We start from the raw sequence: 26679 nt of genomic DNA, 5'->3' as shown, positions 1-26679 counted from the left end.
AGGTTCACCGGTCGAATCAGCCTCGCAGGAACTCGAACTCGTCGGTGAGCCGGTGCACGCGCACCTGCAACGCGCCCACCGACGGACCGGCTGCGAGCACCTCGCGCGAGACGTTCGGCACCACCGCGCCGAGATCGCTGTCACGCACCAGCTTCCGGATGGAGTCCGCTCCCCCGCCCTGCGCGCCCACCCCCGGCATCAGGATGGGGCCGTTGAGCGCGCTCAGGTCGGGCGCCTCGGTGAGGGTCGCGCCGACCACCACACCCACGGAACCGAATTCGGCTCCGGCATTCCGGGCGGCGGCGTCGTCGACCATGCGCTGGGCGATGCTGCGGCCGTCCGGCCCGGTAGTGCGTTGCAGCTCGGCCGCTTCCGGATTCGAGGTGGCGGCCAGCACGAACACGCCGCGGTCGTTGGCCCGCGCCAGCTCCAGAGCCGGTGCGAGCGAACCGAATCCGAGATACGGCGAGACGGTCACCGCGTCGCTGCCGAGCGGGCCGTCACCCAGCCAGGCACGGGCGTAGGCGTCCATGGTGGAGCCGATATCGCCGCGCTTGGCGTCGGCGAGCACCAGGGTGCCCGCCTCCCGCAGCTCGCCGATGGCCTCCTCCAGCACCATGATGCCGCCGGAACCGTACGCCTCGAAGAAGGCCACCTGCGGTTTGACCAGGGCGACGCGACCGGCGAAGGCTTCCACGCAGGCGTCGGCGAACGCCTTCAGCCCGGTCACGTCCTCGCTGAGCCCCCAGGCCCGCAGCAGCGGCGGATGCGGGTCGATGCCCACGCACAGCGGACCGTGCGCGCGCATCGCCTCCCGCAGCCGCACCCCGAATGTGGTCATCGGGTCAACCCCGCAGGGTGGTGTGGAGTTCCTGCAGGGACCGCACGCCGATGCCGCCGTTGATGGTGGCCTCGATGCCCTGCACCGCGGCCGCGGCGCCCTGCACCGTGGTGATGCACGGGATGTTCGCGCCCACCGCGACGGTGCGGATCTCGTAACCGTCCACGCGCGGACCGTTGTTGCCGTACGGGGTGTTGAACACGATGTCGACGTCGCCGTCCTTGATCATGTCCACGATGCTGGGCGCGAGAGCCGAACCGTCCGCTGTGCCCGATCGGCCCTCCGCGAGCTCCGGGTCCGAGTGCTTGCGCACCCGCTCGCACGGAATGCCGTTGCGGCGCAGCATCTCCGCGGTGCCGTCGGTGGCGAGGATGCGGAAACCGAGGTCGTGCAGACGCTTCACCGGGAACACCATGGCCCGCTTGTCGCGGTTGGCGATGGAGACGAACGCGGTGCCCTCGGTCGGCAGCGACCCGTAGGCGGCGGCCTGCGATTTGGCGAAGGCGGTGCCGAAATCGGCGTCGATGCCCATGACCTCGCCGGTGGACTTCATCTCCGGGGAGAGCAGCGAGTCGATTCCACTGCCGTCCGGGCGGCGGAAGCGGTGGAACGGCAGCACCGCCTCCTTCACCGCGACCGGGGCGTCGAACGGCGCGTGGCCGCCGTCGCCCTCGGGCGGCAGGATGCCCTCCTTGCGCAGGTCGGCGATGGTGGCCCCGAGCGCGATCCGCGCCGCGGCCTTGGCCAGCGACACCGCGGTGGCCTTGGAGACGAACGGTACGGTGCGGCTGGCGCGCGGGTTGGCCTCGAGCACGTAGAGCACGTCGTCCTTGAGCGCGTACTGCACGTTCAGCAGGCCCCGGACCCCGATGCCCTGCGCCAGCGCGGCAGTCGAACGGCGCACGGCCTCGATATCGCTGCGCCCCAGGGTGATCGGCGGCAGCGCGCACGCCGAGTCGCCGGAGTGGATACCGGCCTCCTCGATGTGCTCCATGACGCCGCCCAGGTACACCTCGTCGCCGTCGCACAGGGCGTCGACGTCGATCTCGATGGCGTCCTCCAGGAACCGGTCGATGAGCACCGGGCGATCCGGGCTGATGTCGGTGGCGCGGGAGATGTAGCCCTCGAGCGTCTGCTCGTCGTAGACGATCTCCATACCGCGGCCGCCCAGCACGTAGGACGGGCGCACCAGCACCGGGTAGCCGATCTCGGCGGCGATCTTCTTGGCCTGCTCGAAGGTGGTGGCGGTGCCGTACTTGGGAGCCGGAAGACCGGCCGCGACCAGCACGTCACCGAATTCGGCGCGGTCCTCGGCGAGATCGATGGCGGCGGCGGAGGTGCCGACCACCGGCACCCCGGCGTCGGTCAGCCGCTGCGCCAGGCCCAGCGGGGTCTGGCCGCCCAGCTGGCAGATGACGCCCGCGACCGTGCCCGACTCGGTCTCCGCGTGGTACACCTCGAGCACGTCCTCGAAGGTGAGCGGCTCGAAGTACAGCCGGTCGGCGGTGTCGTAGTCGGTGGACACGGTCTCCGGGTTGCAGTTGACCATGACCGTCTCGTACCCGGCCTCCGACAGCGTCTGCGCGGCATGCACGCAGCTGTAGTCGAATTCGATGCCCTGGCCGATGCGGTTGGGGCCGGAACCCAGGATGATCACCTTGTCGCGTTCGCGCTGCGGCGCGACCTCCGACTCGGCGGCCGGATCGAGCTCGTAGGCCGAGTAGTGGTACGGCGTCTTGGCGTCGAACTCCGCCGCGCAGGTGTCGACGGTCTTGAACACCGGGCGGATGCCGAGCCGGTGCCGCAGCTCCCGCACGCCGTTCTCACCGGCGAGTTCCGGTCGCAGCGAAGCGATCTGGCGGTCGGACAGGCCGTAGTGCTTGGCGCGGCGCAGCAGCGGCTCGTCCAGCACGGGCGCGTCGAGGACCTCCCGGCGCAGCTCCACCAGTCCGGCCACCTCGGCCACGAACCACGGGTCGACACCCGAGGCGGCGGCCACGTCCTCGATGCTCGCGCCCAGCCGCAGCGCCCGCTCCACCTGGTAGATGCGGCCCTCGGTGGGCACCTTCAGATCGTCCAGGATCGCCTGCACATCGGTCCACTCACCGTCGGGCAGGGTCCAGAAGCCGGTGGCCTTGGTCTCCAGCGAGCGCAGCACCTTGCCCAGCGCCTCGGCGAAGTTGCGGCCCAGCGACATGGCCTCGCCGACCGACTTCATGGTGGTGGTCAGCGTGGGGTCGGCGCCGGGGAACTTCTCGAAGGCGAAGCGCGGAGCCTTGACGACCACGTAGTCGAGCGTGGGCTCGAAGCAGGCCGGGGTCTCCTTGGTGATGTCGTTGACGATCTCGTCGAGGGTGTAGCCGATGGCAAGCTTGGCGGCGATCTTGGCGATCGGGAAGCCGGTCGCCTTCGACGCCAGTGCCGACGAGCGCGATACGCGCGGGTTCATCTCGATGACGATCAGGCGGCCGTCGCGCGGGTTCACCGCGAACTGGATATTGCAGCCGCCGGTGTCCACGCCGACCTCGCGCAGGATCGCGATGCCGAGATCGCGCATCTTCTGGTACTCGCGGTCGGTCAGGGTCATGGCCGGGGCGACGGTCATCGAGTCACCGGTGTGCACGCCCATCGGGTCCACGTTCTCGATGGAGCACACGATGACGACATTGTCCTTGCCGTCGCGCATGAGCTCGAGCTCGAATTCCTTCCAGCCCAGGATGGATTCCTCGATGAGCACGTTGGCGGTCGGCGAGGCGGCCAGGCCGCCACCGGCGATGCGGTCCAGATCCTCGTCGTTGTAGGCCATGCCGGAACCCAGCCCGCCCATGGTGAACGACGGGCGCACCACCACGGGGAAACCCAGTTCCGCAACGGTTTCGCGCACCTCGTCCATGGTGTAGCAGACCTTGGAGCGCGCCGATTCGCCGCCCACCTCGGCGACGATGTCCTTGAACTTCTGCCGGTCCTCACCGCGCTGGATGGCGTCGAAGTCCGCGCCGATGAGCTCGACGTTGTACTTCTCCAGCACGCCGTTCTCGTGCAGGGCGACCGCGGTGTTCAGCGCGGTCTGACCGCCCAGGGTCGCGAGGATCGCGTCGGGGCGCTCCTTGGCGATGACCTTCTCGACGAACTCCGGCGTGATCGGCTCCACGTAGGTGGAGTCGGCGAACTCGGGGTCGGTCATGATGGTCGCCGGGTTGGAGTTCACCAGCGACACCCGCAGCCCCTCGGACCGCAGCACCCGGCACGCCTGGGTGCCGGAGTAGTCGAACTCGCAAGCCTGGCCGATGACGATCGGGCCCGAGCCGATCACCAGGATGTGGTTGAGATCGGTGCGGCGAGGCATCAGGCTCCTTCCATCAGCAGTGCGAAGCGGTCGAACAGATAGGCGGCGTCATGGGGACCGGCGGCCGCTTCCGGGTGGTACTGGACGGAGAACGCCTTGCCGTCCACGAGGCGCAGGCCCTCGACGGTGCCGTCGTTGGCGCACACGTGGTCGATCTCGGCCTTGCCGAACGGGGTGTCGAAGACCTCGCCGCGCTCGCCCTCCAGGGCGAAGCCGTGGTTCTGCGCGGTGATCGAGATCCGCCCCGAATGGTGTTCGACGACCGGGATATTGATGCCGCGGTGGCCGAACTTCATCTTGTAGGTCTTGCGGCCCAGCGCCCGGCCCAGGATCTGGTTGCCGAAGCAGATGCCGAACAGCGGCAGCCCCTCTCCCAGCACCCCCCGGGTGAGCGCGACGGCGTCGTCCTGGGTCGCCGGATCGCCCGGACCGTTGGACAGGAACACCCCGTCCGGGTTCAGTTCCTTGATCTGGTCGAGGGTCACGTTCGACGGCACCACGTGCACCCGCATCCCGCGCTGGGCGAACATGCGCGGGGTGTTGGACTTGATGCCCAGATCCACCGCGACCACCGTGAAGCGGTGCTCACCGTCGGGATCGATGGTGTACATCTCGTCGGTGGACACCTCGCCCGCCAAGTCCGCGCCCAGCATGGACTGCTGGCCGTTGACGCGCTCGACGAGCTCCTCGTAGTCGGCGAGGGAGTCGCCGGAGAAGATGCCCGCCTTCATGGAGCCGCGGGTGCGCAGGTGGCGCACCAGGGCGCGGGTGTCGATGCCCGCGATGCCGACGATGCTCTGGTTCTCCAGTTCGTCCTGCAGGGTGCGGTTGGCGCGCCAGTTCGAGGCGCGGCGCGCGGGGTCGCGTACCGCGTAACCCGCCACCCAGATCTTCGAGGACTCGTCGTCCTCGTCGTTCCAGCCCGTGTTGCCGATCTGGGGCGCGGTGGCCACCACGATCTGGCGGTCGTAGCTGGGGTCGGTGAGCGTCTCCTGGTATCCCGTCATGGCCGTGCAGAACACCGCCTCGCCCAAGGTCTGTCCCACGGCGCCGAAGGTCGAGCCCCGGAAAACCCGGCCGTCCTCCAGCACCATCACCGCGCTGTCTTCCTCCAGCCCAGCCCTCACGCCGCTCATGCCCTGTCCTTTCCGGCCTGCACGGGGGACCTCCGTGGTTACGCAGGCTGCCGCCTCCGGTCCCTGACCGTTCATGCCGTGTCTCCGTTCATCGCACCCGTCGTCGTCCACGCCGGATACACAGTTTTGTCGTCGCCCCGGAATCCGGTATCCACCTCGGTTCCGGTCGGCAGCTTCCAGCGAATAACCAGCACACCATCTTCGGTCATCACCTTGCCCGCGTGGCCCCGCTCCGCGCGCACCGCGGTGATGGACTCCGCCGGAATCCAGATCGGTGCGTTGCCGTCGCGCTCCAGCAGGATGCCGCGCTCGAAGCGGGTCATCTCCGCGGTGGCCCGGAAACCCAGGTCGCCCACCGTGATGCGCTGAATCCAGCTGGGGGCCAGGGTGCTGCCCAGGTACAGGCCCGTGGTCGGCTCCAGCAGCTGCGCGCCGCAATCGGCGGGCACCGTCGGGAGGTCACCGATCGCACCGGCCTGGCGTCGGGCCCGGCCCGTCCACGCCCGGTACATCAGCCACAGGCCGAGCACGAACAGCGCCAGGCATCCGATCACCCACAGCGTTCGCTCCATTACGGTCCTCCTCGGTTCCCCGCCCGCCGGGCTCCCCCGGCGATCCGTGCCGCGTCGCGCGCGGTATCGCGGCCGCGCAGGAAGGTGGCGGTCACCCGCCCCGGCAGCGTCATCGCCTCGAACGGCGTGTTGTCGGAGATGCTGGCGAGATCCCGCGCCCGCACCGTCCACGTCGTCTCCGGATCGACCAGCACCAGATTGGCCGGTTCACCCACCTCGAGCGGCCGGCCCTGATCCGTCAGGCCCGCGATGCGGGCCGGGTTCTCGCTCATCACCGCGGCCACGCCGCGCCAGTCCAGCAGACCGGTGCGCACCATGGTCGCCACGATGATGGACAGCGCCGTCTCCAGTCCGAGCATGCCGGGGCGGGCGGCCGCGAACTCGCAGCACTTGTCCTGTTCGGCGTGCGGGGCGTGATCGGTGGCGACACAGTCGATGACACCCTCGGCCAGGGCCCGGCGCAGCGCCTCCACATCGGAGACCTCGCGCAGCGGCGGGTTCACCCGGTTCACCGCGTCGTAGGTCTCCAGGCGCGAGTCGTCCAGCAGCAGATGATGCGGCGTGACCTCGGCGGTGATCGAAATCCCCTGCGCCTTCGCCCATTTCAGCAGTTCGACGGTACCGGCGGTGGAGGCGTGGCAGATGTGCACCCGGGCACCGGCGTCGCGGGCCAGCAGCGCGTCGCGGGCCACGATGGACTCCTCGGCGGCGCGCGGCCAGCCGGCCAGACCCAGACGGGCGGCGTTCGGGCCCTCGTGCGCCACCGCGCCCTCGGTCAGGCGCGGCTCCTCCGCGTGCTGGGCGATGAGCACGCCCAGGGAATTCGCGTACTCCAGGGCCCGGCGCATGATCAGCGGGTCGTACACGCAGTGGCCGTCGTCGGAGAACATGCGCACCTTGGCCTCACCGGCGGCCATGGTGCCCATCTCGGCGAGCTGCTTGCCCGCCAGCCCGACGGTGACCGCGCCCACCGGATGCACGTCCACCAGGCCGACCTCCCGGCCGCGCCGCCACACGTGGTCGGTGATGACCTGGGAGTCGGCCACCGGGCTGGTGTTGGCCATGGCGAACACCGCGGTGTAACCGCCCAGTGCCGCCGCGGCGGAACCGGTTTCGATGGTCTCGGTGTCCTCGCGACCCGGCTCGCGCAAGTGCGTGTGCAGGTCCACGAAGCCCGGCAGCAGGTACTGTCCCGCACCGTCGACGATCTCGGCGTCGGTGATGCCCAGATCGGTGCCGATCTGCCGGATCTCGCCTTCGGCGAGCAGCACGTCGACCGGTTCGCCCTCACCGTACGGCCGGACGCTCTTGATCAGCACGCCTGTCATGCGACCACCTCATCCGTTCCGACCAGCAGGCGGAACAGCACCGCCATTCGCATATGCACTCCGTTGTTGACCTGTTGCAGCACAGCGGCTTTCGGGGAATCCGCGACCGAGGCGGCGATCTCCATGCCGCGCAGCATCGGCCCGGGGTGCAGCACCACCGCGTGCTCGTCGAGCATGTCCAGCCGCCGCTGGTTGAGCCCGTAGTTGATCGAGTATTCGCGGGCCGACGGGAAGAAGCCGCCGTTCATCCGCTCGGCCTGCACCCGCAGCATCATGACCGCGTCCGCACCGGGCAGCTCGGCGTCGAGCGAATGCGAGATCCGCACCGGCCACGCCTCCACCCCGATCGGCAGCAGGGTGCGCGGGGCGACCAGCACCACCTCCGCGCCGAGCGTGTCGAGCAGGAAGGCATTCGAACGCGCCACCCGGCTGTGCAGGATGTCGCCCACGATCACCACCCGCTTGCCCGCCAGATCGCCGAGCCGCTGCCGCAGCGTCAACGCGTCCAGCAGCGCCTGGGTGGGGTGTTCGTGCATACCGTCGCCGGCATTGATGATCGCCGGGCCGGGACCGCTGTATCCGCTCGCGGCATCCTGCATCTCGGTGAACCAGCGGGCGATCTGATGTGCCGCACCGGAGGCCGGATGCCGGACGATGAGCGCGTCCGCACCGGCCGCGTGCAGGGTCAGCGCGGTATCGCGCAACGACTCGCCCTTGGAGACCGAGGAACTCGACGCGCTCACATTGATCACGTCCGCGCTCATCCACTTGCCCGCCACCTCGAAGGAGACGCGGGTGCGGGTGGAGTTCTCGAAGAACACCGTCATGACCGTGCGCCCGCGCAGCGTCGGCAGCTTCTTGACCTCCCGGCCCAGCAGCGCCTGCTCGAACCGTTCGGCCTCGTCCAGCAGACCGGTGGCGGTCGCGCGGTCCAGATCGGTGACCGACAGCAGATGCCTCACTCGTCACCCTCCTGGGCCAGATACACACCGTCACGGCCGTCGTGCTCGCGCAGCAGCACCGAGATGTCCTCGGTGCGCGCGGTGGGCACGTTCTTGCCGACGTAGTCGGCGCGAATGGGCAGTTCCCGATGGCCGCGATCGATGAGCACCGCGAGTTGCACGGCCCGCGGACGGCCCAGGTCGCGCAGCCCGTCCAGGGCCGAGCGCACGGTCCGGCCCGAGAAGAGCACATCGTCGACCAGCACGACCAGCGCGTCCTCGATACCGCCCTCGGGCACCGAGGTGCGTTCCAGCGGGCGGTGCGGGCGGCTGCGCAGATCGTCGCGGTAGAGGGTGATGTCGAGTGAGCCGAGCGCGGGGCGCACCCCGGCGAACTCCTCGATCTTGAGCGCCAGTCGGTTGGCGAGAGTCGTTCCGCGCGTGGGGATTCCGATCAACACGACGCGCGCGGCGGCGGGATCGGCGGAATCGAGCGCGGTCTTCTCGATGATCTGATGCGCCATCCGCGCGATGGTGCGGCCGACATCCGAATCCGACAGCAACTCACGCCCGGTCTGGATCCGCTCGGGATCGTGCCGCTGGGAATGCTCGGCAGCGCTCGACTTGGCGGCCCGGTCTTCGGGCACGGCCATGCCGACCTCCTTCCCCGCCTCACTGGACGGTCCGTTAAAGGATGTCTTTCGGAGGAAGAGCCTAACAGCGCCGCCCGCCGCCGAATCCGCCGCACCCCCTTCGGCAACCGCGGGGCATCCGATGCGGGGAGACGGCTACGACCAGCGGGAATCGCACAGCGCCAGCTAGGACAGCGAGTGCTCAGCTACGGGCGGCTCGTCGGTTGTGGTCAGGTTCACGTGCCGTTGTCGGCCGGAATCGCGCGAATACATATCTAGATGCGCATATTTCCATTCCGATATGCACTATCAGGCCGACCCCTACCGAACCTCGCCGCGGATACGGATCCGCGGCGGCGACATCGGACTATGATCAGACCGTTTGGTCTTTGCAGAGGTCCGCCGTCATCACCGGATGCTGGAAGGAATCTCGTATGAGCAAACCCGTGGCTTGGATCTTGGGTCTGGCCCTCGTCATCGCCGGACCGCTGATCGGGATCGCCCTGCGCCGGGTCGTCGACCGCATCGCCGCTAAGACCCTCGTCGCCGCCACCGCACCGGACAGCCAGACCGCACGCCGACTCGTGCTCGGGCTGGGACACGATCTGGCGGTGCCGGTGTGCGCGCTGGTGGCCCTCGCCCTCGCACTCGACCTGCCGGGCATCCCCTTCCCGACCGAGATCATCCACCGGGTCCTCAAGGGCGCCCTGGTGGTCGCGGTCACCTTCGCGATCGCGCGGCTGGCCGCCGATGTCGTCACCTCGGTGATCCGGCGCATCAGCGGCATCGCCGGATCGGTGAGCCTGTTCGCCACCATCACGCGCGTGATGATCTATGTCGTCGGCGCGCTGATCACCCTGGACAGCGTGGGCATCCGCGTGACACCGCTGCTGGGAGCGCTCGGCGTCGGCGCATTGGCGATCGCCCTCGCCCTCGAGGGCACGCTCGCCAATCTGTTCGCCGGGGTGCACATACTCGCCTCGCGCACGGTCCAGCCGGGCGACTTCGTCCGGCTCGACACCGGCGAGGTCGGCTGGATCACCGACGTCAACTGGCGCACCACCAGCATTCGCGAGATTCCGGGCAATGTCGTCATCGTGCCGAACCGCAAGTTCGCCGACGCCATCCTCACCAACTTCAACCACCCCGCCCAGGACATGTCGATCACCGTCGAGGTCAGCACCAGCTATGACAGTGACCTGGACCAGGTGGAGCGGGTGACCCTGGAGGTGGCGCGGAAGGTGATGTGCGAACTCGACGTGGGCGTGCCCGACGCCGAACCGCGGGTGCGATTCCACACCTTCGGCGATTCGGGCATCGGCTTCCGGGCGGTGCTGCGCACCCGGCAGTACGAGGATCAATATCTGCTGGTCAGCGAGTTCATCAAGGCGCTGCACCGGCGCTTCCGGGTGGAGGGCATCGTCATTCCCTACCCAATTCGCGTACTCCACACCGCCCCGATCACCGAGCCGCGGACCGTGCCGCTCATCGAACCGTCGACGGTCCCGGCACCCCTCGAGGCCGCTCTTCGTACACCGTAAACCGGAGTGTGCGATGCTCGAGGGGTGAGCAATGAAGCTGACCACACCGAACCGACCCGCATGACCTTCCGCGGCTACGGCGGCATCGACATCGCCGGTGACAGCTGGGGCCCCACCGACGCGCCCCTCGTCGTGTTCCTGCACGGCGGCGGCCAAACACGGCATTCCTGGAAGGATTCCGGACTCGCGCTGGCCAAGGCCGGACTGCACGCGGTGCTGCTCGATGCCCGCGGGCACGGCGACAGCGACTGGGCGGCCGACGGCGACTATCGGCGCGACGCCATGGTCGGCGACCTGATGGCGGTCCTGGCGCACCTCGACAAGCCCGCGTTCGTGGTGGGCGCGAGCATGGGCGGACTCACCGGCCTGCTCGCCACCGCGCACCCGGAACGGGAACGCATCACCGGCCTGGTGCTCGTCGATGTGGTGCCGCGCCCCGAACGCGCGGGCGTGGAGCGCGTGCTCAACTTCCTGGGCGGCCACCGCGAGGGTTTCGCGACCCTGGACGAGGCCGCCGACGCGGTGGCCGAGTATCTCCCCCACCGCCGTCGACCGCGCAATCCCGAAGGGCTGCTGCGCAATCTGCGCCGGCGGGCGGACGGGCGCTGGTACTGGCACTGGGATCCGGCCATGATGTCGCGCAGCGGTGCGGGCGAGGACATCGAATTGCACAGCGAGATACTGGAATCGGCCGCTCGCGCGCTGACCATCCCGGTGCTGCTGGTGCGCGGCGCGCTCTCCGACGTGGTGAGCGAGGAGGGGGTGGCCGCCTTCCGTGAACTGGTCCCGCACGCCGACTACACCGAGATCGGCACCGCCGCCCACACCGCGGCCTCCGACGCCAATGACGAGTTCACCGACGCCGTAGTCGATTTCGTCCGCGCACACGTCGACCTCGACTGAGCGGCGAGCACGCCGCCACGACATCTTACGGATTACCCCGCACCGAACTCGTGACTGAGATAGCATTCCGGTCACGAGTTCGACCGATATCCGGAGGCGATCGTGGCCCGAACCCAACGAGCGGATCTGCGCGAGCGCGCCGACGCGATCCTGGACGCCGCCGCGGGCCTGATGCCGACGATCGATCCACGTGAACTCCGCATCGAGGAGGTCGCGCGGCGGGCCGGTGTCGGCAAAGGCACCGTCTACCTGCATTGGGCCAGCCGTGATGCGCTGATGCTCGCGGTCGGCGCCAGGGAAGCGGCGGCGATGCTCGCGACCGTCATCGCCGCGATGCGCGACGACCCGACCGAAGTCGCCCTGCACCGCTACCTGCGGCGGCACTTTCTGGAGGCCATGCGCCGGCCCATCCTGCACAGCCTGTTCGTCACCGATCGACCCCGGCTCGGCGCACTCGCCGCCCACCCGGCCCGCACCGCCCTGGCGAAGTCCAAACTCCTTGCCGCACAGGATCATCTCGCCGCGCTTCGCGAGCATCGACTGCTGCGTTCCGGACTGGACCCGGTCGATGTCGACTTCGGCACGCAAGCCATCGCGTACGGATTCTTCGCCGCCACGCCGCTGCTGCCCGATGACGCGCGCTTCACCCTCGACCATCAGGCCGACCAACTCGCCGACGTCATTCGCCGGTCCTTCGAACCGGTCCGCCCGCCCGCACCCGAACGCTACGCGGCCGCCGCGCCGCGCGTCATCACCGCCTTCGAGCGGCTGCGAAACGAGTTCCGTCGCACCGCCTACGGCAATGCCGCCGACTGAATCACCTGCCCGAGAGAGAGTTTCGCCCATGACCGACATCGACCTCACCGGCCTGCACCACATCGGCCTCGTCGTCCACGATCTGGGCGACGCGATCGACACGTTCCGCCGAATCGGGTTTCACATCCCCCCACCGGCCTATCCGGCCTTGCCACCGGCCCCCGGCGCGGCACCGGAGCCGGTCGGTGCGGGCAATACCCACGCCGACTTCCCCCGGAACTTCGTCGAATTGCTCACCGTTACGACCGCGGGCCGAACTCGACTTCCCGCCGATGCCACGCTCGTGCCCCTGCGCATTCCGGCGGATCGGCTCGACGCGACCAGGGCGGCGATCAGCCACACCGTCAGCGGTCTCGCCGAACGGGTGGAGCGCTTCGAGGGTGCCCACATCCTGATCTTCGCCACCGACGACGCCGAGAAGACCGCCGCCAGGATGGCGGCACACGGGGTGCGGCACGGGGGTGTCGTGGCGGCTCAGCGGCCGATCAGCACCGCCGAGGGCACCAGTCCACATCCGATCCAGTACCTCGAAATCCACGACACCGCAACGGATGCCGCCCTACTTCCCGAGGGCAGGTTGGGCGTCGCCGCGGACCTCCCGGCCGCGCTCCTCGACGCCCAGACCGGGCTCGACCATCCCAATGGCGCGGTCGGTCTCGCCGAATGCGTTCTCTGCGTCGAGGATGACGACCTCGAAGCCACCGCCACGCGCTACGAGCACTACCTCGGATTCGCCGCCGACCGCGATAGCTCCGCGCACGCCTTCCTTCTCGGCTCGCATCGCCTGACCATCACCACACCGCGTGGATTCACGGCGCGCCTCCCGGGCGAACAGCCGCGAACGCCGGCGCTGTGCGCCTACACCATCGAGGTGGCCGACCTCCTCGCCGCGGAACGGCTGCTGCGTGCCCGCGGCATTCCGCTGCGCACCGCCGCCACCGGTGAACTCTTCATTCCGGCCGCGGCCGCCTGCGGTGCCGCCATCCTGCTGCGCGAAGCCAAGACGGCCGTCTGATCGAGCACGGGCATCGAACGGATATGCCTGCTCGATCACTTGAACATATGTTCTATCGAACGTATGTTCACTGACATGTCCACTCCATGGCAGGGGTCCCTGCTCGACGGCTTCGACAATGAGGTGTCCCCGGGCTCGTTGTCGGGTCTGCGCCGCACCGTGCTGTCCGACGGGGCGTGGGTCGATGTGCTGCCCGGTTGGCTCACCGGCGCGGACGCGCTGTTCGAGCGGCTGGCCGGCGAGGTGCCGTGGCGTGCGGACCGGCGGCCGATGTACGACCGGGTGGTGGACGTGCCCCGGCTGCAATGCTTCTACGAGGAGGATCGCGCCCTGCCGGATCCGGTACTGGACCAGGCCCGCGACGCCTTGACCGCGTACTACCGCCGGGAACTCGGGGAGCCGTTCCGCACCGCGGGCCTGTGCTACTACCGGCACGGCGGCGACAGTGTCGCCTGGCACGGCGACACCATCGGGCGCGGGGCCGCTCACGACACCATGGTCGCCATCGTGTCGGTCGGCGCGGCGCGGCCCCTGCTGCTGCGGCCGCGCGGCGGTGGCGCGAGCATTCGCTACCCACTCGGGCACGGCGATCTGATCGTCATGGGCGGCTCGTGCCAGCGCACCTGGGAACACGCCGTGCCGAAGACCCGCCGCCCGGTCGGCCCCCGCATCAGCATCCAATTCCGCCCGCGCGGGGTGCGCTGAGCACGCGGCCTCGCACTGGAGCACCCTCCAGCTCTGACGTTCGTCGCAAGAACAGCCGCCCGCCCACCACCGTCGCCACCGCTCGCTTCGAGCGCGCCGCACCTCCCTGTCCGCCGTCCACGGTCACGCGGGGGAACAGGTCCGTGCGTGCGGTTTCGCCGACCGCGATGAGAAGGCCGAGGACGGGCGGGAATGCACCGCCACAGGGCGGGGTTCCACCCCGACGTAACCGCACCATGCGGATGTGGTGGATTACGCGGCCGCACAAGGGATCGCGTTCATTCCGTTCTTCCCGGTCGCCATGGGCGCGCATGCCGCGCCGGATGGCCCGGTGGCGGCCGTGGCCGCGGAGATCGGGGCGACTCCGGCCCAGACTGCGCTGGCCTGGCTGCTGCGCCGCTCCCCCACCATCCTGCCGATTCCGGGCACCACCTCGCCGGCGCATCTCGAGGAGAATATCGCCGCGGCGGGCGTGACGCTGAACGACGAGCAGTTCGAGCGGCTGTCGGCCGTCGCACGTCCCGCGGTAGCGGCGTAATCAGCGGGGCCGCCCGACTTTTCAGGGTCGCCTGGCGAATTCCGGGGCGTGCTCGGGTAATACGCCCCGGCCGACCAGGAAGGGCGGGATGCCGCGGACGATCGGAATGCGGCGGAAGATGCGCAGGGCCAGCGGTACCCGGTCGGCGTTCGACAGATTCACCCGGCCGCGCACGGCCGGTTCGATGACATTGGCGTGGGCGAAGCGCTGCATGGCCTGGGTGACCGCGGTCGGCACGATGCGTCTGCGCTGCACCCGGCGCAGATCCGCGGTCGTCACGCCGCGGGTGCGCAGTCTCGGCGTCAGGATGCGCGCCGCCGCAACCGCATCCTGTACGGCGAGGTTGATCCCGACACCGCCGACCGGGGACATGGCGTGCGCGGCGTCGCCGATGCAGAGCAGGCCGTCGGTGTACCACCGGTCCAGGCGGTCGAGCTGCACATCGAGCAGTTTCACCTCGTCCCAGTCGGTGAGGGCGTCGCGGCGGTCGGCCAGCCAGGGCACCACGTCGGCCATGCTGTTCGTGATCTCGCCGACCGGACCCGCGCGCAGGGCGGGATCGGTGCCCTTGCCGATCAGCGTCGCCGTCTGCCAGTAGTCGCCGCGATCGAGCATGACGGCCACCCGGTCGGCGGCGAGCACCGGCACCGCGCCCGCCGGATCGGTGTCGTTGCGCGGCAACCGGAACCACCACACGTCGAACGGCGTGGCCCAGCGTCGCGACCCGAGACCGACCGACCGCCGCAGCGTCGAGTCGCGGCCGTCGCAGGCGATCGTGAGATCGGCCCGGATCTCGCCTTCCGCACCGTCTTTCGTGCGGTAGCGCACTCCCGCCACCCGGCCGTCCGCGCGCAGCACATCGATCGCCTCGGTGCGCATACGCAACCGGAAGGTGGGTTCGGCGTCCCCCGCGCGCGCCAGCAGATCCAGAAGATCCCACTGCGGCACCATGGCGATGTACTGGTATCGCCCCGGAATGCGGTCGAATGTGGCGACGGTCCGCATCGTCCCGCCGATCGGCAGCTGCACCGAATGCAGCCGCCGCTGCGGCAATTTCGCGAACTCGTCCATGAGCCCGAGTTCGTCGAGCAGTTCCAGGGTGGTGGGATGCACGGTGTCCCCGCGGAAGTCGCGCAGGAAGTCACCGTGTTTCTCCAGCACCGTGACCTCGACCCCGCCACGAGCCAGCAACAGCCCCAACACCATTCCCGCCGGGCCACCGCCGACGACGAGACAGGTCGTGTGTTCCATCGGGTACCCCTCCCGAGTCGGAAATTCCACCGTCCCCGCCGATGGTAGTGACGCTATCGGGTGCGCGAGTCCCGGAACAGCAGGAAGAAGTACGGCTGCGCCGGTCCGCGCATATCCATGACCCCGAGCAGCGTGTCGGCGTCGACGCGCCGGAAGATATCGATGATCGGCAGGTGATCGTAGATCATCGCGGCGCTGGACTTTCCACGGAATTCCAGGTCACGCAGGCGGGCGCGCGGCGTACCGACACGCAGCAGCGGCCGCAGCACACCGAGCGACCGCCGCACCGGCCGCAGTGACACGGCCGGCACCTTCCCCGCCAGGAACAACGGCACCCGCCGCGGATCCACCGGGAACAGCTCCCCGCCAGGGGTGCTGAACACCAGCGGCTGCACCGCGTCCGCGCTGTCGAACCGCTTGCCGTACCACCCGGATTCGACCAGCACGCCCCGCCACGGATGCCCGGTATCCAGCTCGTCCCCACGCCACAGCCCGTCGGTGATCTCCTCCACCCGCACGGTGGGCAAGGTGTCGAACAGCTGCCACGCCTGCTCCGGCGTACACCCACCCCGCAGCTCCCGCAGCCGCTCCGCTCCATCGACTCCCGATCGCCGAATCACCATCAGCCTCCACACCGAGTGAATGAAACAATTCAACACACAATATCTCAGCGACGCCAGACCCCCACCCCATACGCCGACCGCCGACGGAGCGCGCTCTGCTCGAGCAGCGGTTCCGGGGTGATCTCGGGGCGCTGCTCGAGCGTCGACGGGGCGGGTCGGTGTGAGGATCGACTCAGGCGGATGCGTTGACCTCGAGTGCGGTTGAGGAAGTTGACTCGGGTGCATGAACGGGACGGAGAGCGCGATCGCGCCGGTTGTCGAGGATGCCGGTGTGGATCACGACGGGGATCGGGCGGCTATCGAGGCGATCATCAAGCGGGTGGAAACCGCGTACAACACCAATGACGCCGAACTGATGGTGGCCGACCTGGCGCGCAATGCGGTGGTGGGCAATGCCGTCGGGGTGTTGCAGTACGGGCGGGACGACGTGCTGGCGGCGAGCCGGGCCGGGCTGGCCGGATTCCTGAAGGACCAGTACGTGCGCTACGACGTGCTCGACGTCCGCTTCCCGCGCCCGGATGTCGCCATCGCGCACAAGGGGGCGCGGGCGACCGATGCGAGCGGCGCGCTCATCGACGTCGATCACGCCATGGTCGCGATCTACGTACTGGTCAAGGAGAGTGGCCGCTGGTGGGTGGTGGCGCGGCAGAACACCCTGATCCCCCGGGCCGAGTAGCACGGCTCCGGTGAGCCCCGGCCGGTCCTCGTACACCCCCGGCCGGGGCTCAATTTTGTCCAAGCGACGAAAACTTGACCGATCCGCTGGCGGACTTCGTTTTAGTCATCTAGCCTAAAACACATGGCGGCGGTGCGAGTCGCATTCTCGAAAGGACAGTGATCATCATGGGTTACGGCCACTGGGACGACAGCGCGTACGCCGCCGCCCGCACCTTCCGCGCCGCGCGCGGACTCGACGACTTCGGCTACACCGCGGCCATGCGGTCCACGCCCTGGGACCAGTGGACGGCGCACCCGGACCTGGACCCCGTGGGCGTCACGGTCCGGGAATCGCGCGACTCCGAGGAGCACGGGCGGTCGCTGCCCATCGCGGTGCTGTTCGATGTCACCGGGTCGATGCGCGTGGTACCGCGCATCATGCAGGAGAAGCTCGGCAGGCTGCACGGCCTGTTGCAGCGCAAGGGATATGCCGAGGACCCGCAGATCCTGTTCGGCGCGATCGGCGACGCCGACTGCGACCGCGTGCCCCTCCAGGTGGGGCAGTTCGAATCCGACAATCGGATGGACGAGCAGTTGCGCCTCATCCTGCTGGAGGGTGGCGGTGGCGGGCAGAAGTCCGAAAGCTATGAACTGGCCGCGTATTTCATCGCCCGCCACACCGCCACCGACGCCTGGGAGAAGCGCGGCGAGAAGGGCTATCTGTTCATCGTCGGTGACGAGCTGAACAAGCCTCGCCTGGCCGCGCGGCACATTCGCGCTGTCATCGGCGACGATGTGCGGCAGGACATTTCGGTGCAGTCGGTGTATCGGGAGCTGGCCGACCGCTGGCATGTGTACTACATCCTGCCGAATCGGTCCAGCTACTACCGTGACCCGGAGATCGCCGAACACTGGCGGGGTGTGCTGGGTGAACGGTTCCTGCGCCTCGACGATCCCGCGGCGGTGTGCGAACTCATCGCGCTGACCATCGGCATCGGCGAGGACCGCGTGGAGCTGGGCGCGGGGCTGGCGGATCTGCGCGATATCGGCTCCGGCACCGAGGCCGCCGCCGTCCGGAAGGCGCTCGCCCCCATGGGCACACACCCGCGTGGACGCGGCGCCGGAGCCCGGCCCGCCGGCACCGAAGACGACGTCCCGTTCGGAAGCTGAAGGGCGACAGCATGTTCGGTGACAGTCACCTCATCGTGGTCGATCTCGGCTTCGGTGACGCCGGGAAGGGCGCCACCGTGGACTGGCTGTGCGCACCCGAGACGGGATTGGACGTGGCGGCCGTGGTGCGTTTCAACGGTGGTGCGCAGGCCGCGCACACCGTGGTCGCGGGCGGCCGCCGGCACACCTTCCGGCAGTTCGGGTCCGGGACGTTGTCCGGCGTCCCGACCCTGCTGTCGCGGCACATGCTGGTGGAGCCGATCGCCCTCGCCACCGAGGCCCGCGCGCTGGCGGCGCTCGGCGTCGCCGATCCGCTGTCGCTGCTGTCCGTGGACGGGCGGGCGCTGCTGACCACACCCGTCCACGGTGCCGCCAACCGCTGCCGGGAGGATGCGAGGGGTGCCGCCCGGCACGGTTCCTGCGGTATCGGCATCGGGGAGACGGCGCACTACGCACTCACCCACGACGCGCCGCGCGTTGCCGACTGCCTGCGACCGGATGTGTTGCGCCGCAAGCTCGTCGCGCTGGCCGAGCACTACCGTCCGCTGCTGGACGGTGGGGCGCACCGCCACGAACCGGTGGACGCGCTGGTCGAGGTCTACACCGAATTCGCCCGCAGCGTCGCCATCGTGCCGGATGCTCGGCTCGCCGATGCGGCGGCCGCGGGTCGTCTGGTCTTCGAGGGTGCGCAGGGCGTGCTGCTGGACGAATGGCGTGGCCTGCACCCGTACACCACGTGGTCGACGGTGGAGCCGCGCCATGCCCGCGCCATGCTCGCCCGCCTCGGCGCGCCCGGCTATGTGCTCGGCGTGACCCGCGCCTATCAGACCCGCCACGGTGCGGGACCGTTCCCCACCGAGGATCCGGCGCTGACGTTGCCCGAGCCGCACAACGGGTTCGGGCGGTATCAGGGCGCGTTCCGGCGCGGGCATCTCGACCCGATCCTGCTGCGCTACGCCGTGGACGCGTGCGGCGGGATCGACGGGCTCGCCGTGAACCATCTCGACACCGTGGGCGATATCCGCACGGCCACCGGATATCTCACCGCCGACGGCTTCGTCGACCGCATCGAATGTGGCCCCTGGCGGGATCTCGACCATCAGCGGCGGCTCACCGACGCGCTCACCGCCGCCGTGCCGGTGCTGGCGGAGCTGCCCGGATCGATCCCCGACCACCTCGAACACCGCCTCGGCGTGCCCGTGGTGCTCACCGCCGACGGGCCCGACCGCACCGCGCGCACGATCCGGTCGCGGACTGCGGCATGATGGATCGCCGTGGAGCAGCAATCGGCCGTATCACTCGACGTCGTCGCGCTGCGCTACGGGCGCGACGACAGCACCGTCACGATCGGCATCGCGGCCCGGCAATGGGATCCGTTCGCCGGTGCGCTCGCGCTGCCCGGGGTGCTGCTGCACCGCGGTGAACGACTGGCCACCGCCGCCCGCCGCGCCGTCCACACCAAACTCGGTGTCCCCGAGGCCGCCATCGCCGCGGTCGGCCAACTCGCCACCTTCGACGAACCCAACCGCGACCCGCGCGGACCGACCCTGTCCATCGCCATGTGGGCGGTGGTCACCGAGCGCGGCGACCCCGGCACCGAATGGGTGCCGTTCGACCGGGTGCCACCGCTGGCCTTCGACCACAACCGCATCGTCGACACCGCCCGCACCCTCCTCGCCGCCCTGCTCTGGAAGGACCTCACCTTCACCAGGGCACTGGTGGGCGATCACTTCCCGGCCACCCGCGCCGTCGACCTCACCACCGCCCTCGACGGCACCCGCCCCGACCCCGGCAACCTCAACCGCACCCTGGCGGCCCTCCCCGGCCTGACCCGCACCGGAGAACGCGTGCGGGTCAAAGCGACCGGCCGCCCGGCCGCGGTCTGGGCGTTCGAGCCGTCGACGTAGCGTCGTCACCCCGCCTGTACGGCACGCTCCTACGGCGCGCGATTCACGGCTCACGCAGCACGGCCGTGACCATGTCACGCACGGCCGCGCGCAGCCGATCGGTCTCGCCTCCGCGGGCCATCGCACGGGCCACGTCGCTGCCCACCGCGCTGAACAGCAGGCGGGCAACGGAATCCGCGTCGATATCGGGCCGCACCTCGCGCAGCAGTGCGGTGATGTGGCGATCCCAGGTGCCGTGGAACTCCGCCACGCGCGGGTGCGGGGGCATGCTCGCGGAGGCCGCGGTCAGTTCGACATTCTCGGCCATGATGACGGTCATGGCGTCGAAGAAGGCGAGCAGGCGCGCACCGGCGGGCGCGCCGGGGCGGGCCTTCGGCGATGGCGACCAGCGGAACTCAGCCGGTGATCTCCCACTCGTAGACGGTGAGTTCCGAAGCACCGGTGGTGTGGATTGGGTCGGTGTGGACGAGTTCGCGTGCGGCGTCCAGGTTTTCGGCGGTGATCACGTATGCGCCGCCGGAGCCGTCGGTGAACGCGCCGGTCTCGACGAGCTGTCCACGCGAGCGAACCGCATCGAGCCAGGCTCGATGCGGTTCGACGACGGACCGGTCGAAGCGCGGGGTGCGCATGGCCAGTACGAGATACTTGCGCACTTACGCCTCGTCGGGCGGGTCGGCGGGGGCGCTGGCACGGGTGGCCGCGGCGGCGGCGCGCACCTGCGGGGCCACCTCCACCACGCGGCCGAGCACGCCGTTGACGAAGGACGGGGAATCGTCGGTGGACAGCTCCTTGGCCAGTTCCACCGCCTCGTCCACCGCCACCACCGGCGGAACGTCGTTGGCGTGGAACAACTCCCACACCGCCACCCGCAGGATGGCGCGGTCCACGGCGGGCAGCCGCGACAGCGCCCAGTCCTGCAGATAGGACTCGATGGTGGCGTCCACCCGGTCCAGATCGTCGGCCACGCCTTCGACCAGCACCCGGGTGTAGGGGTTCACGGGCGCGACCGCGTCATCGCGCAGGGCCAGCGCCACTCGCTCGGCGGTCAGTTCCGCCGGATCGATATCGCGAGCCTCGGCCTCGAACAGCAGGTCCACCGCGCGGCGGCGCGCCTTGTGCCGCGCACCCAGCTTCTTGTAGTTCGACTTCTTGTCCACGGGCTGATCGGCCACGGTCACCATTATCCGCGCGTCAGGAGTTGACGCGGCTGATGTAGCTGCCGTCGCGGGTGTCGACCTTGAGCTTGTCGCCGACATTGATGAACAGCGGCACCTGCACCTCGGCCCCGGTCTCGATGGTGGCGGGCTTGGTGCCCGCGCTGGAGCGGTCGCCCTGCAGGCCCGGTTCGGTGTGGGTGACCTCGACCTCGATGGAGACCGGGAGCTCGATGAACAGCGCCTCACCCTCGTACATGGCGATCTGCACGCCCATGTTCTCCAGCAGGAAGCCACCCGCCTTGCCGACGATGTTCTCGCCCAGGTGGATCTGGTCGAAGGTCTCGCCGTCCATGAAGATGTAGTCCGAGCCGTCGTGGTAGAGGTAGGTCATATCGCGACGGTCGACGGTCGCGGTCTCGACCTTGACGCCCGCGTTGAAGGTCTTGTCGACGACCTTGCCGGAGATGACGTTCTTCAGCTTGGTGCGCACGAAGGCGGGACCCTTACCCGGCTTGACGTGCTGAAACTCGACGATCTGCTGGAGCTGATTGTCGATCTTCAGCACGAGGCCGTTCTTGAAGTCGCTGGTGTCCGCCACTGTCTTCGGATCTCCTCATAGTCGGGCAACCGCGTCAGTCGACGACGGTCAGGTCCTTGCTGGTGTGGGTGAGCAGTTCGGGGCCCCCCTTGCGAACCACGAGCGTATCCTCGATCCGGACACCGCCGCGGCCGGGGAAATACACACCTGGCTCGACGGTCACCGCCACGCCATCCAGCAGTGTACCTGTGCCCGTTTTGGCGATTCCGGGTGCTTCATGGATCTGGAGGCCGACGCCGTGTCCGAGGCCGTGCACGAACAGATCGCCATGGCCCGCGGCCTCGATGACCGCGCGGGAGGCGGCATCCACCGCCTTGGTCGCCACCCCGGGTGCGAGTGCTTCACGGCCCGCCCGCTGGGCGCGCAGCACCAGGTCGTAGATCTCGCGCTGCCAGTCCGAGGCCCGGCCGAGGACGAAGGTCCGGGTCATGTCGGAGTGGTAGCCGCCGACCACGGCCCCGAAATCGATCTTCACGAAGTCGCCGGTGGCCAATTCCGCCCCGGTCGGCCGGTGATGCGGGACAGCCGAGTTCGCACCGGTGGCCACGATGGTCTCGAAGGCGACGGCCTCCGCGCCGTGTTCGAACATGAGCCATTCCAGTTCACGGGCCACCTGGCGTTCGGTGCGGCCGGGGCGCAGGCCGCCGCGTTCCAGCAGGGCGGCCAGCGCGGTGTCGGCGGCGGTGCAGGCGGCCGCCAGCCGCTGCACCTCGAAGGCGTCCTTGACCATGCGCAGCTGCTCGACCAGGCCCGAGACCGGGACCAGATCCAGGCCGGTGGCCTGTGCCAGGAAGGCGCGGTGCTGTTCGACGGTGACGATATGGCTCTCGAAGCCGACCCTGCCGGTCTGCCACTCCCCCGCGAGCTCGACGACGCGGCGCGCACTGGCCCGGTTGATCTCCGCCCGCAGGTCCGGCGACTGCTCGGCCACCTGGGTGCGGTAGCGGCCGTCGGTGCAGATGACGGTGCGGTCCTCGGTGGTATCCCAGGCGTACACCAGCAGCGCGGCATTGGATCCGGTGAATCCGGTCAGGTAGCGGATATTGATCAGGTCGGTCACCAGCAGCGCGTCGACCCGGTTCTCCACCAGCAGGTCCCGCAGCGCGGACCGCCGCAGTGCGTAGTCGGGACGCGGGCCCGGATCGTGATCAGCCATGCGTCCAAGTTACAGCCGACGCGCGGCGACACCGACCCGCAACACGTGGATTCGCCAGGTCGCAGCAGGGGTTGTTCACATCTGAACTGGTTATCCACATTTCGCGTTCGCGCCGCCCACACCGGGCCACGGCGCGGGATGCTCGGGGGCATGGACACGATCCCGCTGCTCGGACTGCTCCTCTGGTGCGCTGCGCTCAGTGCCGCCGACCTGCGCCACCGACGGCTTCCGAACGCGTTGACGCTGCCGGGCGCGGCACTGGTGCTCGGCTACGCGTGGCTCGACGGGCGATGGCCGATCGCGCTGGCGGGTGCACTGCTACTCGCACTTCCCTACGCGCTCGTTCATCTCGCGATGCCGACCGCGCTCGGGGCCGGTGACGTGAAACTCGCGCTCGGCCTGGGCGCTGCGTGCGCACTCGCGGGGGCATCGGCGTGGACGTGGGCGGCGGTGGGCGCACCACTGCTCACGGCCCTGGCGGGCACGGGAGCGCTGCTCGCCCGGCGACCGCTGTCCCGCGGTCCACACACTCACGAACCACGTCCCCACGCTCACGAACGACTGGGCCCCGCCGGGCGGGTGGTTTCGGTAGGCCACACCGGGCGGGCGGGACCGGACCGCCTCGCGCGCAGGAGCCGACCGAGCGGCACCCGTGCGGGCGACGCGGCCCCGCTCGCGCCCCTCGCGCACGGTGCCGCCATGTGCGCGGCGAGTGTGGCGGCGATCATGCTGACACGCTGACGTCGCCGTATGCCGGACCGCGTGTCGGGGCAGCGGCATTCTCATGGAAAGATGGTGCCCGTGTTGCGCTGGATAACTGCCGGAGAATCCCATGGCCCTGCTCTCGTCACAATCCTCGAGGGGATGGTGGCCGGTGTCGAGGTGACCTCCGCCGATGTAGCCGCGCAGCTGGCCCGGCGCCGCCTCGGCTACGGCCGCGGTGCACGCATGAAATTCGAGGCCGACGCGGTCACCATGGTCGGCGGTGTGCGCCACGGCAAGACCATGGGCGGCCCGGTCGCCATCGAGGTGGCCAACTCCGAGTGGCCCAAGTGGACCCAGGTCATGTCCGCCGACCCGGTGGACGAGGCCGAACTGGCCGAGCTGGCACGCAACGCCCCGCTCACCCGGCCGCGGCCCGGGCACGCCGACTACTCGGGCATGCTCAAGTACGGCTTCGACGACGCCCGCAATGTGCTCGAGCGCGCCAGCGCCCGCGAGACCGCCGCGCGCGTCGCCGCGGGCACCGTGGCCAAGAACTTCCTGCGCCAGGCCCTCGGGGTCGAGGTGATCTCGCATGTGGTCTCCATCGGCACCGCGGCCGACACCACCGGCGTGGTGCCGACCGCCGCCGATCTCGACGCCATCGACGCCAGCCCGGTGCGCGCGTTCGACGCCGACGCCGAGGCCGCCATGATCGCCGAGATCGAGGCCGCCAAGAAGGACGGCGACACCCTCGGCGGTGTGGTGGAGGTCGTGGTCGAGGGCCTGCCCATCGGCCTGGGTTCGTTCATCAGCGGCCAGGACCGTCTCGACGCGCGACTCGCGGCCGCCCTCATGGGTATTCAGGCCATCAAGGGTGTCGAGGTGGGTGACGGTTTCGAGACCGCGCGCCGCCGCGGCAGCCAGGCGCACGACGAGATGAAGCCCGGCCCCGACGGCGTGCTGCGCTCCTCCAACCGCGCGGGCGGACTCGAGGGCGGGATGACCAATGGCGAGGCGCTGCGGGTGCGCGCGGCCATGAAGCCCATCTCCACGGTGCCGCGGGCGCTGTCCACCGTCGATATGTCCACCGGCGGCGAGGCGGTGGCCATTCACCAGCGCTCCGATGTGTGCGCCGTGCCCGCCGCGGGTGTGGTGGCCGAGGCCATGGTGGCCCTGGTGGTCGCGCAGGCCGCGCTGGAGAAGTTCGGGGGCGACTCGCTGGCCGAGACCGTCGACAACCTCAACAGCTACCTGAAGCGCATCAACGCCCGGCCGCATATTCCGGGCAATACACCGCAGTGACCGATGCGACCGATCCGTCGGAGGCCGCCGCGGCGGCCCCGACGGAGACGGAATCGACGACCGGGAATGCGGCGCACGCGCTCTCGGTGGTGCTGGTCGGTCCGCCCGGTGCCGGCAAGTCGACCATCGGCCGCAAGCTGGCCCGCGAACTGGGCCTGGAGCTCTACGACACCGATGCCGGTATCGAGGAGCGCACCGGGCGCACCATCCCGGAGATCTTCGCCGCCGACGGTGAACCCGAGTTTCGTCGGATCGAGGAAGAGGTGGTCCGCGACGCCGTGCTCGCCCGGCACGGGGTCATCTCCCTCGGCGGTGGGTCGGTGCTGTCCGCCGCCACCCGCGAGGTGCTGCGCGGCCGCACCGTCATCTACCTGGAAATCAGTGTGGGCGAAGGGCTCCGGCGCACCGGGGCCAGCACCAACCGCCCCCTGCTCACCGGCGACGATCCGGCCGCGAAGTACCGCGAACTCATGAAGATCCGCCGCCCCCTCTACCGCGAGGTGGCGACCATCCGCGTCCGCACCGACGGCCGCAGCCCCGGCCGCGTCGTCCGGATGATCCTGGCCAAGCTAGGCATCGAACCCACCGAGAAGCCGGCCCCCACCGAACCCACCGGCCCCGCCCCGAGCGGCCGCTCCCGAGCCCGCCGCCGACGCCGACGCGGCCGCCGCCGCGGCGACGCGCAGACCACCGCGGCGGCCGCCGACGCCGCCACCTCGTCCCCGGCCACCGCTGATCCGGCCGACTCCGGCCCGGCCACATCGACCTCGGCCACGTCGGACTCGTCCAGCGCAGCTGCGCCCACCGCCGCACTCGGCACGACTCCACCTGCCGCCGTAGCGGATTCGGATTCCGCCCGCTCATCCGCCCGGGCCGCCCACCACAGCGATCAAGCGTCCGGCCCGAGCACCGAAGGCGCCCCCGACGCCGCTCCGAAGCGCAAACGCCGCAACCGCCGCTCACGTCGCCGCCGCAACCACGAGGCAACCACGAGCGGCAGCGCCGCGACCACGAGCGGCAGCGCCGGGGCCACGAGCGGCAGCGCCGGGGCCACGACCGCAGCGCCCACCGCGACATCCGCGCCCGGCACGATCACCGCCACGGCCTCCACAACTGCCACGCCAGTCCCGACCGACGCACCAACCGCGGCCGACGCACCCACCGCCGCCGACGCGCGAACCACCTCCAATGCACCGACCGACACGAGCGCGGGCGGCTCCGGCGACGGCATAACGAATCCCGCCCGTCCCACCGGCCGCCGCCGATCGCGACGCGCGACGCGCCCCACCGGCCCGGCCGCCACCGTCGCACCGGCCGAGACAACGTCGGCGGAAACCGGAATACCCGCCGCCGCAACGACATCCGGATCAGCCACAGGATCACGGGTTCATTCGGCACACCAAGACACCGCGACGCGGACACAGCCGACACCGACCGAGCCACGGCAGGCACCGTCGGAAGAGTTCGGCACCCCCGGCCGGGCCACCGCCACCGCGCCCGGCGGCAACGATGAATCAGCCCACGGCCGTGAACATCACCGTGACAGCACGACGCGAGCCGACCACGCATCCGATTCCCCCCAGGCCCACGCCCACACACCCGGCGATTCCCGCCGGGCCACCGTGAATACACCCGGCGGCGACCGGGATTCGGCCGACCGCCGACGGTCGGACAGTGCGGGCGGACCGATAGTCGCGCACACGGCGGCGGGCTTCCCGGCAGACACCGCCGGTGCCACCGTTGGGCCGCGTGGCCCGCATGACGCAGACACACCGAGCGGCACCGCTACCCCGAACATCGCTGAAACGCCGGGTGCGCCCAGCGGGCCGGGTACGCCCG

At 69.9% G+C, this 26679-nt stretch carries 25 protein-coding genes and 2 pseudogenes; 13 read left to right on the top strand and 14 right to left on the bottom strand.

Annotated features, from left to right (window positions below; genetic code table 11):
- Positions 1–16 precede the first annotated feature (16 nt).
- The 7 genes from pyrF to pyrR form a co-directional block, all read right to left on the bottom strand.
- A complete protein-coding gene (pyrF, locus tag QMO76_RS15775; protein ID WP_306362051.1) occupies positions 17–841 on the bottom strand; it encodes an orotidine-5'-phosphate decarboxylase in 825 nt (274 codons plus the stop codon).
- A 4-nt stretch (positions 842–845) separates the two neighbouring features.
- The gene (gene carB, locus QMO76_RS15770; protein WP_306362050.1) at positions 846–4187 is read right to left on the bottom strand and encodes a carbamoyl-phosphate synthase large subunit; all 3342 of its coding nucleotides are present in this window, start codon (positions 4185–4187) and stop codon (positions 846–848) included.
- Positions 4187–5323: a glutamine-hydrolyzing carbamoyl-phosphate synthase small subunit gene (carA, locus tag QMO76_RS15765; RefSeq protein WP_306362049.1), complete on the bottom strand. Its 1137-nt coding sequence runs from the start codon at positions 5321–5323 to the stop codon at positions 4187–4189. The genes carB and carA overlap by 1 nt, the downstream gene beginning before the upstream one ends.
- A 71-nt stretch (positions 5324–5394) precedes the next feature.
- Complete coding sequence (locus tag QMO76_RS15760; RefSeq protein WP_306362048.1) at positions 5395–5895, bottom strand: transporter; 501 nt, start codon at positions 5893–5895, stop codon at positions 5395–5397.
- Positions 5895–7223: a dihydroorotase gene (locus tag QMO76_RS15755; protein WP_306362047.1), complete on the bottom strand. Its 1329-nt coding sequence runs from the start codon at positions 7221–7223 to the stop codon at positions 5895–5897. The genes QMO76_RS15760 and QMO76_RS15755 overlap by 1 nt, the downstream gene beginning before the upstream one ends.
- On the bottom strand, positions 7220–8185 hold the full coding sequence (locus QMO76_RS15750; protein WP_306362046.1) for an aspartate carbamoyltransferase catalytic subunit: 966 nt from the start codon (positions 8183–8185) through the stop codon (positions 7220–7222). The genes QMO76_RS15755 and QMO76_RS15750 overlap by 4 nt, the downstream gene beginning before the upstream one ends.
- Complete coding sequence (gene pyrR, locus QMO76_RS15745; protein WP_306362045.1) at positions 8182–8817, bottom strand: bifunctional pyr operon transcriptional regulator/uracil phosphoribosyltransferase PyrR; 636 nt, start codon at positions 8815–8817, stop codon at positions 8182–8184. Before pyrR ends, QMO76_RS15750 begins: the two co-directional genes overlap by 4 nt.
- Positions 8818–9230: 413 nt before the next feature.
- Here pyrR and QMO76_RS15740 point away from each other — a divergent pair, with 413 nt between their 5' ends.
- The 6 genes and pseudogenes from QMO76_RS15740 to QMO76_RS15715 form a co-directional block, all read left to right on the top strand.
- The gene (locus QMO76_RS15740) at positions 9231–10337 is read left to right on the top strand and encodes a mechanosensitive ion channel family protein (RefSeq protein WP_306362044.1); all 1107 of its coding nucleotides are present in this window, start codon (positions 9231–9233) and stop codon (positions 10335–10337) included.
- 24 nt (positions 10338–10361) lie between these two features.
- Positions 10362–11240: an alpha/beta fold hydrolase gene (locus QMO76_RS15735; protein WP_306362043.1), complete on the top strand. Its 879-nt coding sequence runs from the start codon at positions 10362–10364 to the stop codon at positions 11238–11240.
- Between the two features lie 102 nt (positions 11241–11342).
- Complete coding sequence (locus QMO76_RS15730) at positions 11343–12056, top strand: TetR/AcrR family transcriptional regulator (protein ID WP_306362042.1); 714 nt, start codon at positions 11343–11345, stop codon at positions 12054–12056.
- A gap of 28 nt (positions 12057–12084) precedes the next feature.
- Positions 12085–13071: a VOC family protein gene (locus QMO76_RS15725; protein WP_306362041.1), complete on the top strand. Its 987-nt coding sequence runs from the start codon at positions 12085–12087 to the stop codon at positions 13069–13071.
- Positions 13072–13146: 75 nt separating this feature from the next.
- Positions 13147–13776: an alpha-ketoglutarate-dependent dioxygenase AlkB gene (locus QMO76_RS15720; protein ID WP_306362040.1), complete on the top strand. Its 630-nt coding sequence runs from the start codon at positions 13147–13149 to the stop codon at positions 13774–13776.
- A gap of 244 nt (positions 13777–14020) precedes the next feature.
- Positions 14021–14314 (top strand): annotated as a pseudogene (locus QMO76_RS15715) (aldo/keto reductase); the annotation flags it as partial.
- 21 nt (positions 14315–14335) lie between these two features.
- On the opposite strand, the gene QMO76_RS15710 reads toward QMO76_RS15715, so the two are convergent.
- Positions 14336–15565 carry an FAD-dependent oxidoreductase gene (locus tag QMO76_RS15710; RefSeq protein WP_306362039.1) on the bottom strand — a complete coding sequence of 410 codons (1230 nt, stop codon included), beginning with the start codon at positions 15563–15565 and terminating at the stop codon, positions 14336–14338.
- Between the two features lie 53 nt (positions 15566–15618).
- Positions 15619–16188 carry a DUF4334 domain-containing protein gene (locus tag QMO76_RS15705; protein WP_306362038.1) on the bottom strand — a complete coding sequence of 190 codons (570 nt, stop codon included), beginning with the start codon at positions 16186–16188 and terminating at the stop codon, positions 15619–15621.
- A 223-nt stretch (positions 16189–16411) separates the two neighbouring features.
- On the opposite strand from QMO76_RS15705, the gene QMO76_RS15700 reads away from it, so the two are divergent.
- The 4 genes from QMO76_RS15700 to QMO76_RS15685 all read left to right on the top strand — a co-directional run bounded on the left by QMO76_RS15700 (position 16412) and on the right by QMO76_RS15685 (position 19922).
- Complete coding sequence (locus tag QMO76_RS15700) at positions 16412–16864, top strand: SgcJ/EcaC family oxidoreductase (RefSeq protein WP_306362037.1); 453 nt, start codon at positions 16412–16414, stop codon at positions 16862–16864.
- Positions 16865–17031: 167 nt separating this feature from the next.
- Complete coding sequence (locus QMO76_RS15695) at positions 17032–18015, top strand: hypothetical protein (RefSeq protein WP_306362036.1); 984 nt, start codon at positions 17032–17034, stop codon at positions 18013–18015.
- Between the two features lie 11 nt (positions 18016–18026).
- Complete coding sequence (locus QMO76_RS15690) at positions 18027–19280, top strand: adenylosuccinate synthetase (RefSeq protein ID WP_306362035.1); 1254 nt, start codon at positions 18027–18029, stop codon at positions 19278–19280.
- Positions 19281–19289: 9 nt separating this feature from the next.
- Complete coding sequence (locus tag QMO76_RS15685; protein WP_306362034.1) at positions 19290–19922, top strand: NUDIX domain-containing protein; 633 nt, start codon at positions 19290–19292, stop codon at positions 19920–19922.
- A gap of 43 nt (positions 19923–19965) precedes the next feature.
- Here QMO76_RS15685 and QMO76_RS15680 read toward each other — a convergent pair whose 3' ends face one another.
- The 5 genes from QMO76_RS15680 to QMO76_RS15660 all read right to left on the bottom strand — a co-directional run bounded on the left by QMO76_RS15680 (position 19966) and on the right by QMO76_RS15660 (position 22833).
- On the bottom strand, positions 19966–20241 hold the full coding sequence (locus QMO76_RS15680) for a hypothetical protein (protein WP_306362033.1): 276 nt from the start codon (positions 20239–20241) through the stop codon (positions 19966–19968).
- Positions 20242–20317: 76 nt separating this feature from the next.
- Positions 20318–20575 carry a YciI family protein gene (locus QMO76_RS15675; protein WP_306362032.1) on the bottom strand — a complete coding sequence of 86 codons (258 nt, stop codon included), beginning with the start codon at positions 20573–20575 and terminating at the stop codon, positions 20318–20320.
- On the bottom strand, positions 20576–21094 hold the full coding sequence (gene nusB, locus QMO76_RS15670; RefSeq protein ID WP_306362031.1) for a transcription antitermination factor NusB: 519 nt from the start codon (positions 21092–21094) through the stop codon (positions 20576–20578).
- Between the two features lie 19 nt (positions 21095–21113).
- On the bottom strand, positions 21114–21677 hold the full coding sequence (efp, locus tag QMO76_RS15665) for an elongation factor P (RefSeq protein ID WP_306362030.1): 564 nt from the start codon (positions 21675–21677) through the stop codon (positions 21114–21116).
- Between the two features lie 34 nt (positions 21678–21711).
- Positions 21712–22833 (bottom strand): Xaa-Pro peptidase family protein, encoded by a 1122-nt coding sequence (locus QMO76_RS15660; protein WP_306362029.1) that lies wholly within the window; start codon positions 22831–22833, stop codon positions 21712–21714.
- A 150-nt stretch (positions 22834–22983) separates the two neighbouring features.
- Between QMO76_RS15660 and QMO76_RS15655 the strand changes: the two genes are divergently transcribed.
- The 3 genes and pseudogenes from QMO76_RS15655 to QMO76_RS15645 form a co-directional block, all read left to right on the top strand.
- Complete coding sequence (locus QMO76_RS15655; RefSeq protein ID WP_306362028.1) at positions 22984–23574, top strand: A24 family peptidase; 591 nt, start codon at positions 22984–22986, stop codon at positions 23572–23574.
- 60 nt (positions 23575–23634) lie between these two features.
- The gene (aroC, locus tag QMO76_RS15650) at positions 23635–24840 is read left to right on the top strand and encodes a chorismate synthase (protein WP_306362360.1); all 1206 of its coding nucleotides are present in this window, start codon (positions 23635–23637) and stop codon (positions 24838–24840) included.
- An 86-nt stretch (positions 24841–24926) separates the two neighbouring features.
- Positions 24927–25412: pseudogene (locus QMO76_RS15645) on the top strand (shikimate kinase); the annotation flags it as partial.
- Positions 25413–26679: the final 1267 nt, after the last annotated feature.

It is taken from the genome of Nocardia sp. CC227C, from assembly GCF_030767025.1.
Lineage (GTDB): Bacteria > Actinomycetota > Actinomycetes > Mycobacteriales > Mycobacteriaceae > Nocardia.
Note: the sequence above shows the minus strand (reverse complement) of the source record. Positions and strands in the feature narration are given on the sequence as shown.

Excerpts from the sequence above, each read along its gene's own strand:
- QMO76_RS15720 (WP_306362040.1), top strand. The coding sequence starts at position 13,147 with ATGTCCACTCCATGGCAGGGGTCCCTGCTCGACGGCTTCGACAATGAG.
- QMO76_RS15700 (WP_306362037.1), top strand. The coding sequence starts at position 16,412 with ATGAACGGGACGGAGAGCGCGATCGCGCCGGTTGTCGAGGATGCCGGT.
- QMO76_RS15755 (WP_306362047.1), bottom strand. The coding sequence starts at position 7,223 with ATGACAGGCGTGCTGATCAAGAGCGTCCGGCCGTACGGTGAGGGCGAA.
- QMO76_RS15705 (WP_306362038.1), bottom strand. The coding sequence starts at position 16,188 with ATGGTGATTCGGCGATCGGGAGTCGATGGAGCGGAGCGGCTGCGGGAG.
- pyrF (WP_306362051.1), bottom strand. The coding sequence starts at position 841 with ATGACCACATTCGGGGTGCGGCTGCGGGAGGCGATGCGCGCGCACGGT.
- QMO76_RS15680 (WP_306362033.1), bottom strand. The coding sequence starts at position 20,241 with ATGACCGTCATCATGGCCGAGAATGTCGAACTGACCGCGGCCTCCGCG.
- QMO76_RS15690 (WP_306362035.1), top strand. The coding sequence starts at position 18,027 with ATGTTCGGTGACAGTCACCTCATCGTGGTCGATCTCGGCTTCGGTGAC.
- pyrR (WP_306362045.1), bottom strand. The coding sequence starts at position 8,817 with ATGGCCGTGCCCGAAGACCGGGCCGCCAAGTCGAGCGCTGCCGAGCAT.
- carB (WP_306362050.1), bottom strand. The coding sequence starts at position 4,187 with ATGCCTCGCCGCACCGATCTCAACCACATCCTGGTGATCGGCTCGGGC.
- QMO76_RS15660 (WP_306362029.1), bottom strand. The coding sequence starts at position 22,833 with ATGGCTGATCACGATCCGGGCCCGCGTCCCGACTACGCACTGCGGCGG.
- QMO76_RS15760 (WP_306362048.1), bottom strand. The coding sequence starts at position 5,895 with ATGGAGCGAACGCTGTGGGTGATCGGATGCCTGGCGCTGTTCGTGCTC.
- QMO76_RS15710 (WP_306362039.1), bottom strand. The coding sequence starts at position 15,565 with ATGGAACACACGACCTGTCTCGTCGTCGGCGGTGGCCCGGCGGGAATG.
- QMO76_RS15655 (WP_306362028.1), top strand. The coding sequence starts at position 22,984 with ATGGACACGATCCCGCTGCTCGGACTGCTCCTCTGGTGCGCTGCGCTC.
- carA (WP_306362049.1), bottom strand. The coding sequence starts at position 5,323 with ATGAGCGGCGTGAGGGCTGGGCTGGAGGAAGACAGCGCGGTGATGGTG.
- QMO76_RS15725 (WP_306362041.1), top strand. The coding sequence starts at position 12,085 with ATGACCGACATCGACCTCACCGGCCTGCACCACATCGGCCTCGTCGTC.
- QMO76_RS15740 (WP_306362044.1), top strand. The coding sequence starts at position 9,231 with ATGAGCAAACCCGTGGCTTGGATCTTGGGTCTGGCCCTCGTCATCGCC.
- QMO76_RS15695 (WP_306362036.1), top strand. The coding sequence starts at position 17,032 with ATGGGTTACGGCCACTGGGACGACAGCGCGTACGCCGCCGCCCGCACC.